13 protein-coding genes are annotated in these 15,828 nt (G+C 66.6%); 1 reads left to right on the forward strand and 12 read right to left on the reverse strand.

Annotated elements, in window-relative coordinates; genetic code table 11:
* Nucleotides 1-110 precede the first annotated feature (110 nt).
* The 4 genes from BMY06_RS35215 to BMY06_RS35230 form a co-directional block, all read right to left on the reverse strand.
* Nucleotides 111-1,322 (reverse strand): CaiB/BaiF CoA transferase family protein, encoded by a 1,212-nt coding sequence (locus BMY06_RS35215; protein WP_065063391.1) that lies wholly within the window; start codon nucleotides 1,320-1,322, stop codon nucleotides 111-113.
* Nucleotides 1,323-1,428: 106 nt separating this feature from the next.
* Entirely contained in the window at nucleotides 1,429-2,565 is a 1,137-nt protein-coding gene (locus tag BMY06_RS35220; RefSeq protein WP_074987502.1) for an acyl-CoA dehydrogenase family protein, read from the reverse strand.
* Nucleotides 2,566-2,576: 11 nt separating this feature from the next.
* Nucleotides 2,577-3,785 carry an acyl-CoA dehydrogenase family protein gene (locus BMY06_RS35225; protein ID WP_065063387.1) on the reverse strand — a complete coding sequence of 403 codons (1,209 nt, stop codon included), beginning with the start codon at nucleotides 3,783-3,785 and terminating at the stop codon, nucleotides 2,577-2,579.
* Between the two features lie 154 nt (nucleotides 3,786-3,939).
* On the reverse strand, nucleotides 3,940-6,066 hold the full coding sequence (locus tag BMY06_RS35230) for a 3-hydroxyacyl-CoA dehydrogenase NAD-binding domain-containing protein (protein ID WP_074987503.1): 2,127 nt from the start codon (nucleotides 6,064-6,066) through the stop codon (nucleotides 3,940-3,942).
* A 172-nt stretch (nucleotides 6,067-6,238) separates the two neighbouring features.
* Between BMY06_RS35230 and BMY06_RS35235 the strand changes: the two genes are divergently transcribed.
* Nucleotides 6,239-7,147, forward strand: coding sequence for a LysR family transcriptional regulator (locus BMY06_RS35235; protein WP_065063384.1), 909 nt, complete (start codon nucleotides 6,239-6,241; stop codon nucleotides 7,145-7,147).
* A 66-nt stretch (nucleotides 7,148-7,213) separates the two neighbouring features.
* Here BMY06_RS35235 and BMY06_RS35240 read toward each other — a convergent pair whose 3' ends face one another.
* The 8 genes from BMY06_RS35240 to BMY06_RS35275 all read right to left on the reverse strand — a co-directional run bounded on the left by BMY06_RS35240 (nucleotide 7,214) and on the right by BMY06_RS35275 (nucleotide 15,827).
* A complete protein-coding gene (locus BMY06_RS35240; RefSeq protein WP_074987504.1) occupies nucleotides 7,214-7,999 on the reverse strand; it encodes a DUF4397 domain-containing protein in 786 nt (261 codons plus the stop codon).
* A 395-nt stretch (nucleotides 8,000-8,394) separates the two neighbouring features.
* On the reverse strand, nucleotides 8,395-8,844 hold the full coding sequence (locus BMY06_RS35245; protein ID WP_074987505.1) for a Na+/H+ antiporter subunit G: 450 nt from the start codon (nucleotides 8,842-8,844) through the stop codon (nucleotides 8,395-8,397).
* A gap of 13 nt (nucleotides 8,845-8,857) precedes the next feature.
* Entirely contained in the window at nucleotides 8,858-9,133 is a 276-nt protein-coding gene (locus BMY06_RS35250) for a K+/H+ antiporter subunit F (RefSeq protein WP_065063380.1), read from the reverse strand.
* Nucleotides 9,127-9,621, reverse strand: a complete 495-nt coding sequence (locus BMY06_RS35255) for a Na+/H+ antiporter subunit E (protein WP_065063378.1) — start codon at nucleotides 9,619-9,621, stop codon at nucleotides 9,127-9,129. Before BMY06_RS35255 ends, BMY06_RS35250 begins: the two co-directional genes overlap by 7 nt.
* Nucleotides 9,622-9,623: 2 nt before the next feature.
* Complete coding sequence (locus BMY06_RS35260) at nucleotides 9,624-11,408, reverse strand: monovalent cation/H+ antiporter subunit D (RefSeq protein ID WP_074987506.1); 1,785 nt, start codon at nucleotides 11,406-11,408, stop codon at nucleotides 9,624-9,626.
* A complete protein-coding gene (locus BMY06_RS35265; RefSeq protein ID WP_074987507.1) occupies nucleotides 11,405-11,761 on the reverse strand; it encodes a Na+/H+ antiporter subunit C in 357 nt (118 codons plus the stop codon). Before BMY06_RS35265 ends, BMY06_RS35260 begins: the two co-directional genes overlap by 4 nt.
* Nucleotides 11,761-14,562 (reverse strand): monovalent cation/H+ antiporter subunit A, encoded by a 2,802-nt coding sequence (locus tag BMY06_RS35270; protein WP_074987508.1) that lies wholly within the window; start codon nucleotides 14,560-14,562, stop codon nucleotides 11,761-11,763. Before BMY06_RS35270 ends, BMY06_RS35265 begins: the two co-directional genes overlap by 1 nt.
* Before the next feature lie 137 nt (nucleotides 14,563-14,699).
* The gene (locus tag BMY06_RS35275; RefSeq protein ID WP_074987509.1) at nucleotides 14,700-15,827 is read right to left on the reverse strand and encodes an ABC transporter permease; all 1,128 of its coding nucleotides are present in this window, start codon (nucleotides 15,825-15,827) and stop codon (nucleotides 14,700-14,702) included.
* Nucleotide 15,828: the final 1 nt, after the last annotated feature.

The raw sequence follows: 15,828 nt of genomic DNA on the forward strand, positions 1-15,828 counted from the left end.
CGTGCCGTCCGACTTCACACGAACCTTCACGTTGTAATCGACCACGCGTTTGACGGGTACGAGAATCTTCACAGCACTCCTCCTGTTCCAACGGGTTTATTCAAGCGGGCTCAAATGACGCCCTTGTCCTTCAATTGCGCGAGTTGTTCGTCGCTATAGCCGAGCGACGCGAGCACGTCGCGCGTGCCTTCGCCGAGTTGCGGCGGGGCGCGGCGCACGGGCATGCGTTCGCCGTCGAAGCGCCACGGCGGCGCGAGCACCGGCGTCGTGCCGCTTTCAGTGTCCGGATGCGGCTGCTGCGTCACGAGTCCCGCATCGGTCGCGCGCTTCGAGAGCAGCGCTTCGCGCAGGCCCGCGACTTCGCCGCACGGAATGCCCGCGCCCGCGAGCCGTTCGAGCAGCAGCTTGCGCCCGCGGCTGGCGAGTTCGCGTTCGAGTTCGGGCACGAGCGTCGCGCGGTTCTGCGAACGCAGGATGTTGGTTTTGTAGCGCGCGTCGTCGGCGATGTCGGGGCGCTCGATCACTTCGCGCGCGAAGCGTTCGAACTGCGCGTTATTGCCGACCGTGATGACGAGCGGACCATCGGCGGCATCGAATACGCCATACGGTACGATCGACGGATGCGCGTTGCCGTAGCGCGGCGGATCTTCGCCCATCACGAGCGCTTCGAGGCCGTAGTACGCAGTGATCATCAGCCCGCAATCGAACAGCGCCATTTCGATGTGACGCCCGCGACCGCTGCGCTCGCGTTCGTAGAGCGCGGCGAGCATCGCCTGCGCCGAATACATGCCGGTGAACAGATCGACCGCCGCGACACCGAACTTCAGCGGCGGCTGGTCCGCCTCGCCGTTCAGCGCCATCAGGCCCGCTTCGCCCTGCACGACGAGGTCGTAACCGGGACGCTTCGCTTCGGGACCGGTGCGGTCGTAGCCGGAAATCGAGCAATAGATGAGGCGCGGATTAATCGCGCGCAATTGCTCGTAGCCGAGCCCGAGTTTCTCCGCGCCGCCGAACTTGAAGTTCTGGATAAAGACGTCGCTGGTCTTCGCGAGTTCGCGCACGATCTCCTGCGCTTCGGGCGTTTGCAGATCGAGCGTAAGCGAACGCTTGTTGCGGTTCACGCTGTTGAAGTAAGCGGTCTCGGTCTTGCCGATGCGCACGCCCCAGTCGCGCGTGTCGTCGCCGCGGTCGGGATGTTCGATCTTGATGACTTCCGCGCCGAGGTCGCCGAGCACCATCGCGCTCCACGGACCCGCGAGCACGCGCGACAGATCGAGGACGCGCACGCCCGAAAGCGGCAGGCCGGTGTTGTGAGTCTGCATCAGCAGGCACTCCTGGTTCGTTGTTGAGGGAAGGCCGCGCGTCGCTGTCGCGTCTGTTGCATCGCGCCCGCCTTTCCGTCGCCGGGTTGGAGCTGGGGCGCGACGATCAGGCCGCTGCGCGCGACAGCGCGATATAACGCGCGAGATGATGATCCTCGTCGCCGAGCTGGTGATCGATCATCACGAGACGCTTGGCGTAATGCGCAAGCGGCAACTCCCACGTCATGCCGATGCCGCCGTGCAACTGGATCGCTTCTTCGGCCACGCGCGCGCCAATGCGCCCGATCGTGACCTTCGCCGCCGACAGCGCGCGCTCGCGTTCGACGCGCGCCGCGCCGATGGCCGCCGCCGCGTTGATCACCGACGAACGCGCCTGCTCGATTTCGAGCAGCAGATCGGCCATGCGATGCTGCAGCGCCTGAAAGCTGCCGAGCGGCGCGCCGAACTGCTTGCGCGTACGCAGATATTCGAGCGTGTGATCGCGCGCCACGTCCATCGCGCCGACCGCTTCCGATGCCAGCGCGACGAGGCCGTAGCCGCTCGCCTGTTCGAGCGTCGCGAAGCCCGCACCCGGTTCGCCGACGATCGCGTCGGCGCCCAGTTGCACGTTATCGAGCGTGACTTCGGCCGCGCGTCCGCCGTCGATCTTGCGATAGCCGCGCACGCGCACGCCTTGCGCGTCGCGCGGCACGAGAAAGAGCGAAATGCCCGCTTCGTCGAATTCCGCGCCCGACGTGCGCGCCGAGACGAGCAGCACGTCGGCGTGCTCCGCGTGCTGCACGACGCCTTTCGCGCCTTGCAGCAGCCAGCCGTCGCCGCGCTTTTCCGCCCGCGTGCTCACGCGCGCCGCTTCGTAGTGCGAGCCCGGCTCGTCGTGCGCGAAGGCCGCGATCTGCGAGCCGTCGATCAACGATGCGATGCGCGCGCGCTGCGCCTCGTTGCCCGCGTGCGCGAGCGCACGGCCGACGATCAGCGTGTCGAGGAACGGTTCGACCACGAGGCCGCGCCCGAGCGATTCGAACACGACCGCGACGTCGAAACCCTGACCGCCGAAGCCGCCGTCCGCTTCGTCGAACAGCGCGCCGATCACGCCGAGTTCGGCGAAGCGCTGCCACATCGGCGCGCTGAAGCCTTCAGGCGAGCGCGCGATTTTATCGCGGCTCTCGAAACCGTATTGCTCCGCGATGAAGCGATTGAGCGTATCCGCAAGCATGCGGCGGTCTTCGGTGTGCTGGAAGTTCATAGCAGGACCTCTTAAAGACCGAGAATCATCTTGGAGATGATGTTCTTCTGAATTTCATTGGAGCCGCCGAAGATCGACAGCTTGCGATTGTTGAAATACTGCGACGCGGCGCTCGCGGCTTCGTCGGGGCCGATCGGCTCGCCGTCATAGCCTTCGTGCAGCGCTTCTTCGACGAACGGCGCCGCGTACGGCCCCATCGCGCGACGCAGCAGCGACGAAATCTCCTGGCGGATTTCGGTGCCGCGAATCTTGAGCATCGAGCTTTCCGCGCCGGGCACGCCGCCGCCGGCCACCGCCGCGATCACGCGCAGATTGGTGGTCTTCATGTTCTCCAGGTCGATCTCGACTTTCGCGAGACGCGCGGCGAACTGCGGATCGTCGGCGAGCGGCTTGCCGTTGCGCTTGACCTGCTGCGCGGCGTGTTTCAGGCGCGCGAGCGCGGCGACCGAAAAGCCCACGCCCGCGATGTTGGTGCGCTCGTAGGTCAGCAGATATTTCGCGTAGGTCCAGCCCTTGTTCTCTTCGCCGACGAGGTTCTCGACCGGCACGCGCACGTCGGTGAAGAACACTTCGTTCACTTCGTGCTCGCCGTCGAGCGTGACGATCGGGCGCACTTCGATGCCCGGCGTATTCATGTCGATCAGCAGAAAACTGATGCCTTCCTGCTTGCGCACATCGGTGGCGGTGCGCACGAGGCAGAAGATCATGTTCGCGTAGTGGCCGAGCGTGGTCCACGTCTTCTGGCCGTTCACGAGGTAGTAGTCGCCGTTCGCGTCGGTTTTACGCACGGCGCTCGTGCGCAGCGAGGCGAGGTCGGAGCCCGCGCCCGGTTCCGAATAGCCCTGACACCACCAGTCCGCGCCGTTCAGAATGCGCGGCAGCCAATAGCGCTTTTGCGCTTCGCTGCCGTACTTGATGAGCACGGGCCCGAGCATGTTCACGCCGAACGGCACGATGCGCGGCGCGCCCGCAATCGCGCATTCGTTTTCGAAGATGAACTTCTGCACCGGCGTCCAGCCGGGGCCGCCGTATTCCTGCGGCCAGTGATTCGCGAGCCAGCCTTTGTCGTTGAGGATGGCGTGCCATTGCGCCATGTCGTCGCGCGTGAGATGGCGGCCGGTGCGCACGATATCGGCGAGACGTTGCGGCAGATGATCGCGCAGAAAGCCGAGCACTTCGCTGCGGAAGGCTTCTTCCTCGGCGGTGAATTTCAGGTCCATGGTGGTGTTGCTCCTTGCGGCCCGCGCGCGGCAAGCGGTGCCGGGCGCGGGCGGGTGTTCAGGCGCGTGGCGGCGAGGCCGTCACGCGCTGTTCAAGCGATGCTTCCAGCGATGCGGCTATCGATGCATGTAGCGATGCATCGAGCGACGCGATTCAGCCGATCTGATTCAGGCTCGCGAAGTTCGCGCCGCGCTCGACGAGGTCGACGAGCAGCGGCGAGGGCTTCCAGAACAGCGGATCTTCCTTCGCGTATTCGCGGATGTCGGCGAGCACATTGGCGAGGCCGACCGTATCGGCATACTGCATCGGGCCGCCGCGATAGCGCGGGAAACCGTAGCCGTAGATCAGCGTGACATCGACGTCGAGCGGGCGCAGCGCGATCTTTTCGTGCACGACGTTCGCGCCTTCGTTGATCATCGCGGCCATGTAGCGGCGCAGGATGGCTTCGTCGGTGAAGCTGCGCGGCGCAATGCCCGCGCGCTCGCGCTCGGTGCGAATGATCGATTCCACTTCCGGGTCGGGCGTGCCCACGCGCGCGCCTTCCGGATAGAGGTAGAAGCCGCGGCCCGTTTTCTGGCCGAACCAGCCGCGCTCGCAGAGGCGGTCGGCGATCTGCACGTAACGCGCTTTCGGATCGCGCGTGGCCGCGCGGCGCTTGCGCGTGGCCCAGCCGATGTCGCCGCCCGCGAGGTCGACCACTTGATACGGGCCCATCGGGAAGCCGAATTCGCGCACGGCCTTGTCAATCTGATACGGCGACGCGCCGTCTTCCATCAGATGATCGGCCGCCGTGCGATAGACGGCGAGAATGCGGTTGCCGATAAAGCCGTCGCACACGCCCGCGCGCACCGGCACCTTGCGCAGCTTCTTCGCGAGTTCGAATGCGGTGGCGACGACGTCGGCGCTCACGGCCTTCGGCACCACGACTTCGAGCAGCTTCATGATGTTCGCGGGCGAGAAGAAGTGCAGGCCGATCACGTCCTGCGGGCGCTTCACGCTGGCCGCGATGGCGTCGATGTCGAGATACGAGGTGTTGGTGGCGAGCACCGCGCCCGGCTTGCAGACGCGGTCGAGTTCCGCGAACACGGCCTGCTTGACGCCCATTTCCTCGAACACGGCTTCGATCACGAGGTCGGCGTTCGCGAGCGCGTCGTACGACGTGCTGCCGCTGAAGCGCGCGAGCGTCTGCGCCTTCGCTTCGGGCGTCATGCGGCCTTTCGCGATGAGGCCGTCGTAGACCTTTTCGACGTGCGCGCGGCCGCGTTCGAGCGAGGCCTCGTCGCGTTCGATCATCGTCACGGGCAGGCCCGAATCGAGCACGGCCACGGCGATGCCCGCGCCCATCGTGCCGCCGCCGACCACGCCGACGCTTTCGATCGCGCGCGGCTTCGCGCTCTTCGTTTCCGGCGCTTTCTGCACTTCGCGCTCGGCGAAGAACGCGTGGACGAGGCCCGCGCGCTGCGGGCTGTCGAGGCATTCGAGGAACAGCTTGCGCTCGACGCGCATGCCTTCTTCGAACGGATGATCGAGCGCGGCCTGCACGCAATCGATGATCTTCAGCGGGGAAAACAAACCGCGCGACTTCTTCGCGGTTTCGGCGCGCGCGGCGTCGATGGCGGCCTGCGAGGCGGCGTGGTCGGCGAGCGCCTGCGCGTCGCGCGTGCGGCGCGGCTGTGCATGCGCGGCGAGCAGTTCCTGCGCGTAGGCGAGACCTTCCGCAAGAATGTCTTCGCTCGCGCCCACGCGGTCGACGAGACCGATCTTGAGCGCTTCCTGCGCGCTGGCGTGACGGCCGCTGAGCATGAGCGAGAGCGCGGCCTGCGCGCCGATCAGACGCGGCGTGCGCTGCGTGCCGCCCGCGCCCGGCAGCAGGCCGAGATTGACTTCGGGCAAGCCGAGCTTCGCGCCCGCGACGGCGAGGCGATAGTGCGCGGCGAGCGCCACTTCGAGGCCGCCGCCGAGCGCCGCGCCGTGAATGGCCGCAATCACCGGCTTGTGGCAGGACTCCATGCGCGCGCAGACTTCGGGCAGCGCGGGCGGTTGCGGCGGCTTGCCGAATTCGCGGATGTCGGCGCCGGCGATGAAGTTGCGGCCCGCGCCGACGATCAGCACGGCCTGCACGGCGTCGTTCGACTCGGCGTGCTCGATGGCGGCCGCGAGGCCGCGCCGCACGTCGACGCCGAGCGCATTCACGGGCGGGTTGTCGACGGTGACAAGCAGCACCTTGCCGCGCAGTTCGTGGGTGACGGGAGAAACGGGAACGGCCGTATCGATTGCCATGAAGGGTGTCTCCGGATTGAGGGCCCGACAGGCGCAGGGCCCGGAAGGCGGTTCTCTGATATTCGTTTTATTGTGGATACGCCAAGGTTAATTGACAATCCCATGGTTCGTTGACAGACTGTCAAAGATTCTTTGACAATAATCAGTCTGCAGAAAACTCCGAGACCCGAACGTGGATGTCAATGCGCTAACCATGCTGGTGGAGATACTCGACGCGGGCAATCTGAGCGAGGCGGCGCGCCGGCTCAAGATGAGCCGCGCGAACGTGAGCTACCACCTCAATCACCTCGAAAAATCGGTCGGGCTGCAACTGGTGCGCCGCACCACCCGGCGCGTCGAGCCGACCGAGATCGGCCTGAAGCTTTACGAGCACGGCCGCTCGATCCAGAACGCGTTGCTGGCGGCGCGCGAGTCGGTGTCCACGCTCGGCAAGAGTCTGCAGGGGCGCGTGCGTCTTTCCGTGCCGAGCGGTTATGGCCAGCTCGTGATGTCGGACTGGCTGATCCGCTTCAAGCGGCTTTATCCGGGCATCGTGCTCGACGTGATGTTCGAAAATCGCGTGGAAGATCTGCTGCGCGACGAAGTCGACATCGCCGTGCGCGTGATGCACGAACCGCCGCAGAATCTCGTCGCGCGCGACATGGGTGCGGTGAAGTACATCATCTGTGCGTCGGCGCAGTGGGCGCAGCAGCACGGCATGCCGCAGACGCTGGAAGATCTGGCGAGCGCGCCCGTGATCACCGCCACGGTGGTCGGGCGGCAACTGCGTCTCGCGGGCTATCTGGACGACGACCGGCACGAGGTGCTGCTCGAACCGTCGATTATTTCGGAGAACTTCCTGTTTCTGCGCCAGTCGATTTTGTCCGGACTCGGCGTGGGCATCGTGCCCGACTACGTGGTGCAGGACGACATCCGGCTCGGCGCGGTGGTGACGTCGCTCGACGCGTGGCGTCTGAGCATCTTCGGCACGCACATGTACATGCTGTACATGCCGAACCGCCACCATACGCGCGCGGCCGCCACCTTCATCGACTTCGTGCTCGACGAAGCGCACAAGACGGGGCGCGGCGCCGCCGCGTGAGCGAGCATCGCGGCGGCTTCGGTGGCGGCTTTTACAACAGCGCTTGTGGCTGGAGGGCGAGCCGGATTACACGCCCGTGAGCTGGTTGATCAGCTCGACGGCGGGCTGCGAGGTGTTGCCGCCTTGCGCGACCAGCAGGTGGATCTGTCCCACCGCGAGTTGCGAGAGCGTGCCCGAGATCGGCACCGAGGTGATCAGCCAGTCGGCGTTGTTCGCGAGATCGAAGCTCGCCGACTGGAAGATCGCCGTCTTGGAACCGGACACCGTCGCGATGGCGACGTAGGTGCCGCCGTTCAGGTAGTTCGAATCCTGGCCGCTCGCCGGCACGGCGTTCTTGTACGCCACGCCGGCCATGGTCGGCGCCACGGTGTTGATGTCGGTGCCGGGCGCGACGATGTAGATGTCGAGATTCTGCGCGTTGACGGTGGCGTTGAACGCGCGCACGCGTGCGCTGTTGGAGAACAGGCCCTTGTCGAACGGATCGTCGATCAGGCCGATGTCGCCGCCGGCAAGCGCGGGCAACGCGAGCACCGTGTATTCGTGACCTTTGGCGACGTCGGGGAAGTTGCCGCTGGCGATGGCCGTGGTCGAGCCGGTATTGGCGTAGGCCACGGTCGTGTTGCCCGTGTTGATGTTCGCGAAGTTGGTGACCTGCTTGTATGCGATGTTGGTTTGCAGGGCTGCGCCGTTCACGAGGAAGTCCACGTTGCCGCCGCCGGGCAGCGCGTGCACGAAATGGACTTCGGGGTTTTGCAGGCCGAGTTCCTTGCCTACGTCGTTGCCGCCGCCGCCGCATGCGCTCAGCAGGGCCGCCGCGCTCGCGAGCACGGCCAGGGTGCGAATCGTCTTCATCTCATCCACCTCATCGGGTTTCGTTTCCAGCTGTAGAAGGCACGGTGTATGTGTGCGCGTTTGTTATGGCTGTCCAGCCGCGCGGGCGAGTGTTGCTTGCCACGTAAAATGCCGCGCGCGGGCGGGCGAGCATGCTCAGCAATCGCTGTGCCGTGGGCGTCGCGCTGCGTGGGCGAAGTCGTAACAAGGCGTAAGCGCGCCCGTGCGAACGCTTGCGCGGAGGCGGCGTGGGCGTGCTGCGAAAGCGAGGGAAGTGGCGCGTGAGCGCGCGGATGATCGCGGGGATGATTGGACGGACAAGCGCCGTGGCAGACCGGTCCGATGCGCCGCGCGTTGTCTTTACAACGAAAACCGTGAAAACAGTGAAACGATGCCGCTTTTAAGCGCGCCGGCGCTCAGGCATCCTGAGCGGGCGTGCCGTCCGGGTTCGGGTCTGCAACTTGCGGCTGGGAATCAGGATGCGCTTCGCGCACTTCGCGCGTGTCGCGCGTGTCGCGCTTGTCGGCGCTCGCGCCCGTGATGGGCGGGCGTCCGCGCGTGGCCGCCGCGAGCGGCACGCGTTGCTGGGTGCCCGCCTTGGCGAGCATGTGCGCGCTGATCGGCGCGGTCAGAAACAGGAACGCCGGAATCAGCAATTCATGCAGGCTCGCGAAGTTGCTGTTCGCGCTGAAATAGATCACCGAGGCGAGCACGATGCCGCCTACACCCAGCGTGGTCGATTTGGTCGGGCCGTGCAGGCGCATGAAGAAGTCGGGCAGACGCGCGAGCCCGATGGCGCCGACCAGCGTAAACAGGCTGCCAATCAGCAGCAGCACGCAGACGATCGCTTCGATGACGGTTTGCATCGGCGGGCCTCGTTCAGTTGAGTTCGATGATGTCGCCGCGCTGCAGATACTTCGTCAGCGCGACGGTGCCCACGAAACCCATCACCGCGATCAGCAGCGCGACTTCGAAGAAGACCGTCGAGCGCAGGCTGATGCCGTACACCACGATCAGGGCGATCGCGTTGATGTTGAGCGTGTCGAGCGCGACGATGCGGTCGGGCAGCGACGGCCCGCGCACGAGTCGCACGAGCGTGAGCAGAAAAGCAAGGCCGAGGATCGCGAGCGAAACCGGAATGGCGATGGCTAGCATGCGAAGATCTCCATCAACGGGGCTTCGTAACGGGACTTGATGAGCGCGACAAGCGCGGCTTCGTCGTCGAGGTCGAGCACGTGCACGACGAGGCGCGTGCGGTCGTCGCTGAGTTCGGCGCACAGCGTGCCGGGACTCAGCGAGACGATGCTGATGAGCGCCGTGAGCGCGATTTCATGCGTGCTGTCGAGCGGCACTTCGATGAAGGCCGGGCGCAGGCGTTTCGTCGGGCCGAGCACGAGCAGCGCGACTTCCACATTCGCCACCACGATATCGATCAGCACGTGCAGCGTGAGCCGCACGAGCCGCCACGGCTTGCCGAAGCGCACCGGCTGCAGCCACAGACCTTCGCCGACGCAAAACGAAATCACGCAGCCCAGCGCCGCGCCGAGCAGCAGATTGCCCGGCGAGAGGTCGTTCATCAGCAGCACCCAGCAGACGAGCAGTACGAGGGTGAGCCACGGATGCGGAAAGAGCCGTTTCAGCATGATCAGCTCCCTTGGGCCGCGGGCGCGGGTGGGTTCGACGGCGCGTTCGAATTTGCGTCCGAATTGACGTCCGAATTTGCGTCCGAAGGCGCGGGCAGGACCGCATGCACGTAGGCTTCGCGGTCGAGCAGTTGCGCGGCGGTGTCGTCGAGATAATGACGCACTGCGCCCGCGCCCAGCGTGATCGCCGCCACGCAGCCCAGCAGCAGCGCGCAGGCCGCGAGCTTCGCGTTGCTGCCGCGCGGCGCGGGCGTGGTGGCGTGGGCCTGAACGCGCGCGGCAGGCTCGGCCCACAGCAGGCGCGTGCCGGTGCGGCTCAGCGCGACGATCGACAGCAGGCTCGACAGCAGCACGGCGGGCCACAGCACGGCGGCCGGGCCAAGCGGTGTGGCGGAGAGCACCATGGCCTTGCCGAGGAAGCCCGAGAGCGGTGGCAGACCCGCCGCGCCGACCGCCGCGATCAGATAGAGCAGCCCGGCGACGTTCGAGGGCCACGGCGCGTGCGTCGGGTGTTCGGCAGGTGCGGTGTGCCGGGCCGGTTCCGCATGCGCCAATTCAGCCGCCTCAGCCGCCTCAGCCGCTTGCGCCTTGCGCTTGCGCGCGAGTCGCGCCACCGCCGCCGCGTCGGATTCGGGCGAGATCGCGGCCACGTTGGCGTCGTCGAGTGCTTCGAGCGAACCGGGTTCGACGCTCTCGGCAGCGGCCGCGTGCGGCGTGGCGGGCGCTTCGGGTTCGAGCGTATCGGCGAGCAGGAACAGCGCGCCCGTGCACAGCGTCGTGCTGATCAGGTAGTAGAGCAGCGCGCTCCACGCGAGCGGCGTCTGCTGCGTCGCGGCCGCGATCAGCAAGCCGACGGACACCAGCACGAGATAGCCCGTCGTGGTCTTGAGGCTCGACACCGCGAGCGCGCCCAGCGCGCCGAACACGATGGTCGCGATCGCGAGCCACCACGCCCAGTGATGCATGAACGCATCGAGCACGCCGCCCGCCGCGCCGAACACGAGCGCATCGCAGCGCAGCATCGCGTAGATGCCGACCTTCGTCATGATCGCGAACAGCGCCGCGACCGGGCCGATCGCGCTGCGGTACGCCTGCGGCAGCCACATCGACATCGGGAACACGGCGGCCTTGAGGCCGAACACGAGCATCAGCGTGATGCCCGCGAACTGCGCGAGCGGCAGCGTGCCCGTGGGCAGCAGCGCGAGACGCTGGCCCATGTCGGCCATGTTGAGCGTGCCGGTGATGCCGTAGAGCACGCCCAGCGCGATCAGGAAGAACGACGAACCGACGAGGTTCATCAGCAGATAGTGCAGGCCGTTGCGCACGCGCCGCGCGCCGCCGCCATGCAGCAGCAGCGCATACGAGGCGATCAGCAGCAGTTCGAAGAACACGAACAGATTGAACAGGTCGCCCGCGAGGAACGCGCCGTTCAGGCCCATCAGCTCGAACTGGAACAGCGCGCGGAAATAGCGTCCGCGCCGCGCGTCGGCGCTCGACGTGCCGATCAGGCAGCACACCGCGAGCACGGCGGTGAGCAGCAGCATCAGCGCGCCGAGCCGGTCGAGTTGCAGCACGATGCCGAACGGCGCGCGCCACGCGCCGAGCGCATACGTGACGATCTCGCCTTGCGCCGCGCGCGCCATCAGCAGGCAGGCGAGCGGCAGCAGCGCGATCGTGGCGGCCGCGTTGAGCGCGCGTTGCAGCCGCTTGGCGCGCGGCGGCAGCGCGACGATCGCCGCCGCCGCGAACAGCGGAATCAGGATGGGGAGCAGGAGGGCGTGATTCATTCGTCGCGCAGCGCCTCGCCGGAGATGCGGTTGTCGCTCAGGCCGTCGACGTGATCGTTGCCCGTGATCGAGAGCGAGCGCAGCGCGAGCACGACCGTGAAGGCCGTCATGGCGAAGCCGATCACGATTGCGGTGAGCACGAGCGCCTGCGGCACCGGATCGGCATAGGCCGCGCCTGGCGCGATCACGGGCGGCTTGCCGGTCGAGAGCCGGCCCATGCCGAGCAGAAACAGATTGATCGCATACGAGAACAGCGTGATGCCGAGAATCACGGGCAGCACGCGCGCGCACAGCAGCAGGTAGATGCCGCAGGCGCAGAGCACGCCGATTGCGGCGGCGAAGGCGGCTTCCATCAGCTTTTCTCCACGGATTGCATGTCCTTGTCGCGCACGCCGAGGTGCGAAATGATCGTCAGCGTGGTGCCGACCACCGCGCCCATCACGCCCAGATCGAACAGCATCGCCGTGCTCAATTCGATCTCGCCGATCAGCGGCAGATGGAAGTGTCCGAACGCGCTCGTCAGGAACGGATAACCGAACGCGAGACTGCCGAGCCCCGTGGCCGCCGCCACGAGCAGCCCGAGCCCGGCGAGCGCGCGATAGTTGATGCGGATGCGCGATTCGGTCCACAACACGCCGCTCGCCACGTATTGCAGCAGCAGCGCGACGGAGACGATCAGCGAGGCGATGAAGCCGCCGCCCGGCAGATTGTGGCCGCGCAGGAACACGAATACGGCGACCAGCACGGTGAGCGGCAGCATCAGCCGCACGAGGATCGCGAGCAGCAGCGGATGCGATTGCGACGACCACGGCAAGCCGCCGGGACCGGTGCCGGGCGCTTTCAGGCGCAGGCCGCGCAGCAGCGCCTTGACCGCGAGCCCGGCCACCACCAGCACGCTGATTTCGACCATCGTATCGAAGCCGCGAAAGTCGACGAGGATCACGTTCACGACGTTGTGGCCGCCGCTGCCGGGCAGCGCGTTGGCGAGGAAGTACGGCGCGATGCCGGGTTCCGGCGTGCGCGTCATCACTTCGTAGGCGACGCTGCCGAGCAGGCCGCCGCCCGCGAGCGCGAGCAGACCGTTGCGCAGGCGGGCGGGAATCGGCTCGATGGCGGTCTGCAGTTGCGGCAGGAAGTAGATCGCGAGCACCAGCAGCAGGATCGTGACCACTTCCACGGAGATCTGCGTGAGCGCGAGGTCGGGTGCGGAGAAGCGCGCGAACGCGAGCGTGACGAGCAGCCCGCAGGTGCTCAGCATCACGAGCGCGTAGAGCGTGTGCGTGCGCACCAGCACCACGCCGAGCGCGAGCAGCGCCATCAGCGCGAGACCGCAGAGCGTGAGCGGATCGGGCGGCATGCTCGCGTACGTGCCGCCGAATGCGTCCAGCGCGACGAACGACGCGCCTGGCACGATCAGCATCGCGGCGATCATCCACGAGAGATAGTGCGGCAGCGAGCGCGTTTCGAACACGCGCACGACCGCGCCCGCGCCTTTTTCGAGCCGCTGCACGAAGCGGTCGAAACCCTCGCTCGCGTTCATTTCCGTGAGCAGCGAGCGATGATGGCGGAACGCGTCGCGGCGCGCGAAGAACAGCACGCCGCCCGCGACGAACGAAACCACGCTCATGACGAGCGGCGTGTTGATGCCGTGCCACAGGCTCAGGCTGTATTCGGGCAACTTGCCGCCGAGCGTGAACCACGCCGCCGATTCGAGCAGACGGCCGATCGCCTGTTGCGGAAAGAGCCCGATCAACAGACAGATCACCACGAGGATTTCCACCGGCAGCTTCATGAAGCGCGGCGGTTCGTGCGGCGGATAGTGCGGCAGATCGCGCGGCGTTTCGCCGTCGAAGAACACGCCCCAGACGAAGCGCAGCGAGTACGCCACCGATAGCGCGGCGGCCACGATCGCAACGACCGGAATCGTCCAGTTCAACGGGCCGAACATGCCTTGCGCGAGCGTCTCGCCGAAGAACATTTCCTTCGAGAGAAAGCCGTTGAGGAGCGGCACGCCCGCCATCGCGAGCGACGCGACGCTGGCCAGCACGGCGGTGTGCGGCATGTATCTGCGCAAGCCGCGCAGGCGGCCCAGATCGCGCGTGCCGGTTTCGTGATCGATGATGCCCGCAGCCATGAACAGCGACGCCTTGAACACCGCATGGTTGACGGTGTGAAACAGCGCGGCGACGGTGGACAGCTGCGTGTCGAGACCGAACAGCAGCACGATCAGACCGAGATGGCTGATGGTGGAATAGGCGAGCAGGCCCTTGAGATCGCGCTGAAACAGCGCCATCGACGCGCCGCCCACGAGCGTGACGAGCCCGGCGAGCGTCGCCGTATAGGCCCACCAGTGCGTGCCTTCGAACACGGGATAAAGACGAGCGAGCAGGAATACGCCGGCCTTCACCATCGTCGCCGAATGCAGATAGGCGGAGACGGGCGTGGGCGCGGACATCGCATGCGGCAGCCAGAACTGGAACGGGAACTGCGCCGACTTCGTGAAGGCCGCGAACAGCGTGAGCAGCAGAATGGCCGGATAGAGCGGATGGTGCTGGATCTTGTCGACCTGCGCGAGCACGTCGTTCAGTTCATAGCTGCCGCAGACGTGGCCGAGCAGCAGCACGGCGGCGAGCAGCGCGAGCCCGCCCGCGCCCGTGATGGTGAGCGCCATGCGCGCGCCGCGCCGCGCGTCGGGACGCGACGGCCAGAAGCCGATCAGCAGGAAGGAGACGAGGCTCGTCAGCTCCCAGAAGATCACGAGCAGCAGCAGATTGTTCGCGAGCACGACGCCGAGCATCGCGCCCATGAAGAGCAGAAGCAGCAGGTAGAGACGCGGCAGCGCTTCGCTGCCCGCGAGGTAGTAGCGCGCGTAGATGAACACCAGCAGGCCGATGGCGAGCACCAGCAGCGCGAACATGAACGACAGGCCGTCGAGCCGCAGCGAGAGCGCGAGGCCGATGTCGGGCACCCACTCGTGACGCCATTGCAGCACGCCGTGGGGCGACATGCCGACGCGTTCGCTGAGCAGCAGGCCGAGGCCGAACAGCGCCGCCGCGAACGCGATCCAGGTGGAGAGCGCGCTGGCGCGCCGCGCCGCGAGCGCCACCAGCGCCGCAGCCACGAACGGAAGTACGACGAGCCAGCCCAATACCATTCGATACTCTCCGGGAATCCCGCTGCACGCGGTGTGAACGGTGCGGGCCCGCCGGGCCGCATCCACGATCATAGCCGCAAACGGGGACGGAGTTCATGCGATCGGCATCCACGCCCGTGCGCCCGGCAGGACGCGGATCAGGCCATCTGGCTGAGCGTCTTGCGAAAGCGCGCGAGCGAGAACACGAACAGCACCGAGCCGATCACGGCGAGCCAGAGGAACGGCTGCCAGACGACCGAGATGCCCGCGCCGCGAAACAGGATCGCCTGTCCCAGCTCGACGAAGTGCGTGGTGGGCGCGGCGAGCATGATGTGCTGCACGAACTCGGGCATGCTTTCGCGCGGCGTGCTGCCGCCCGAGAGCATCTGCAGCGGCAGCAGCACGAGCACGAGCAGCATGCCGAATTGCGGCATGCTGCGCGCGAGCGTCGCCATGAAGATGCCCATCGAGGTCGTGGCGAACAGATGCAGCGCCGCGCCCGCGAGAAACAGCGCGACCGATCCTTCGATCGGCACATGCAGCGCGCCGCGCACGATGAACGTGAGCGAGAGCGCGGCGGCCACCAGCACCACGATCCCCATCGACCAGACCTTCGCGACCATGATCTCGGTCGGCGTGACCGGCATCACCAGCAAATGCTCGATGGTGCCGTGCTCGCGCTCGCGTATCAGCGCCGCGCCCGTGAGAATGATGGAGAGCATCGTCACGTTGTTGATGATTTCCATCAGCGAGCCGAACCACGCCTGGGTGAGATTCGGATTGAAGCGCATACGCACGGCGAGATCGACGGGCAGTTCGGTCGGCGCGCGATAGCGGTTCACGAACTCCGTGGCTTCGTCGTTGATCATCTGCTGGATGTAGCTGCTGCCGGTGAACGCCTGGCTCATGCGCGTGGCGTCGACGTTGAGCTGCACTTCGGCCGCGCGTCCGGCGAGCACGTCGCGTTGCAGATTGGGCGGAATGTTCAGCACGAACGTGTAATTGCCCGCGTCCATGCCGCGATCGGCCTGCGCGGGCGTGACCATCACGGGCGCAAGAAAGTGCGGCGGGAAGAACGCCTGGATCAGGCGCTGCGAGAGCGGCGAGACGTCGTTGTCGATCACGGCGATGGGCGCCATGTGCAGCGTTTCGGGCCGCGACGTGGCCGACGAATAGATCATCGCCGTGAACGAGAAGATGATGAGGATCAGCAGCATCGGGTCGCGCGCGAGGCTCCAGAGCTCCTTCACGCCGAGGCGGTAGATGTTGGCGAGATGGCGGCGCATG

Origin of the sequence: Paraburkholderia tropica, from assembly GCF_900109265.1 — a bacterium.
In the GTDB taxonomy this organism is placed as follows: domain Bacteria; phylum Pseudomonadota; class Gammaproteobacteria; order Burkholderiales; family Burkholderiaceae; genus Paraburkholderia; species Paraburkholderia tropica.

Coding starts and splice junctions, on each gene's coding strand:
- BMY06_RS35215 (WP_065063391.1), bottom strand. CDS start 1,322: ATGCAGACTCACAACACCGGCCTGCCGCTTTCGGGCGTGCGCGTCCTC.
- BMY06_RS35250 (WP_065063380.1), bottom strand. CDS start 9,133: ATGCTAGCCATCGCCATTCCGGTTTCGCTCGCGATCCTCGGCCTTGCT.
- BMY06_RS35225 (WP_065063387.1), bottom strand. CDS start 3,785: ATGGACCTGAAATTCACCGCCGAGGAAGAAGCCTTCCGCAGCGAAGTG.
- BMY06_RS35220 (WP_074987502.1), bottom strand. CDS start 2,565: ATGAACTTCCAGCACACCGAAGACCGCCGCATGCTTGCGGATACGCTC.
- BMY06_RS35240 (WP_074987504.1), bottom strand. CDS start 7,999: ATGAAGACGATTCGCACCCTGGCCGTGCTCGCGAGCGCGGCGGCCCTG.
- BMY06_RS35230 (WP_074987503.1), bottom strand. CDS start 6,066: ATGGCAATCGATACGGCCGTTCCCGTTTCTCCCGTCACCCACGAACTG.
- BMY06_RS35275 (WP_074987509.1), bottom strand. CDS start 15,827: ATGCGCCGCCATCTCGCCAACATCTACCGCCTCGGCGTGAAGGAGCTC.
- BMY06_RS35255 (WP_065063378.1), bottom strand. CDS start 9,621: ATGCTGAAACGGCTCTTTCCGCATCCGTGGCTCACCCTCGTACTGCTC.
- BMY06_RS35270 (WP_074987508.1), bottom strand. CDS start 14,562: ATGGTATTGGGCTGGCTCGTCGTACTTCCGTTCGTGGCTGCGGCGCTG.
- BMY06_RS35260 (WP_074987506.1), bottom strand. CDS start 11,408: ATGAATCACGCCCTCCTGCTCCCCATCCTGATTCCGCTGTTCGCGGCG.
- BMY06_RS35265 (WP_074987507.1), bottom strand. CDS start 11,761: ATGGAAGCCGCCTTCGCCGCCGCAATCGGCGTGCTCTGCGCCTGCGGC.
- BMY06_RS35245 (WP_074987505.1), bottom strand. CDS start 8,844: ATGCAAACCGTCATCGAAGCGATCGTCTGCGTGCTGCTGCTGATTGGC.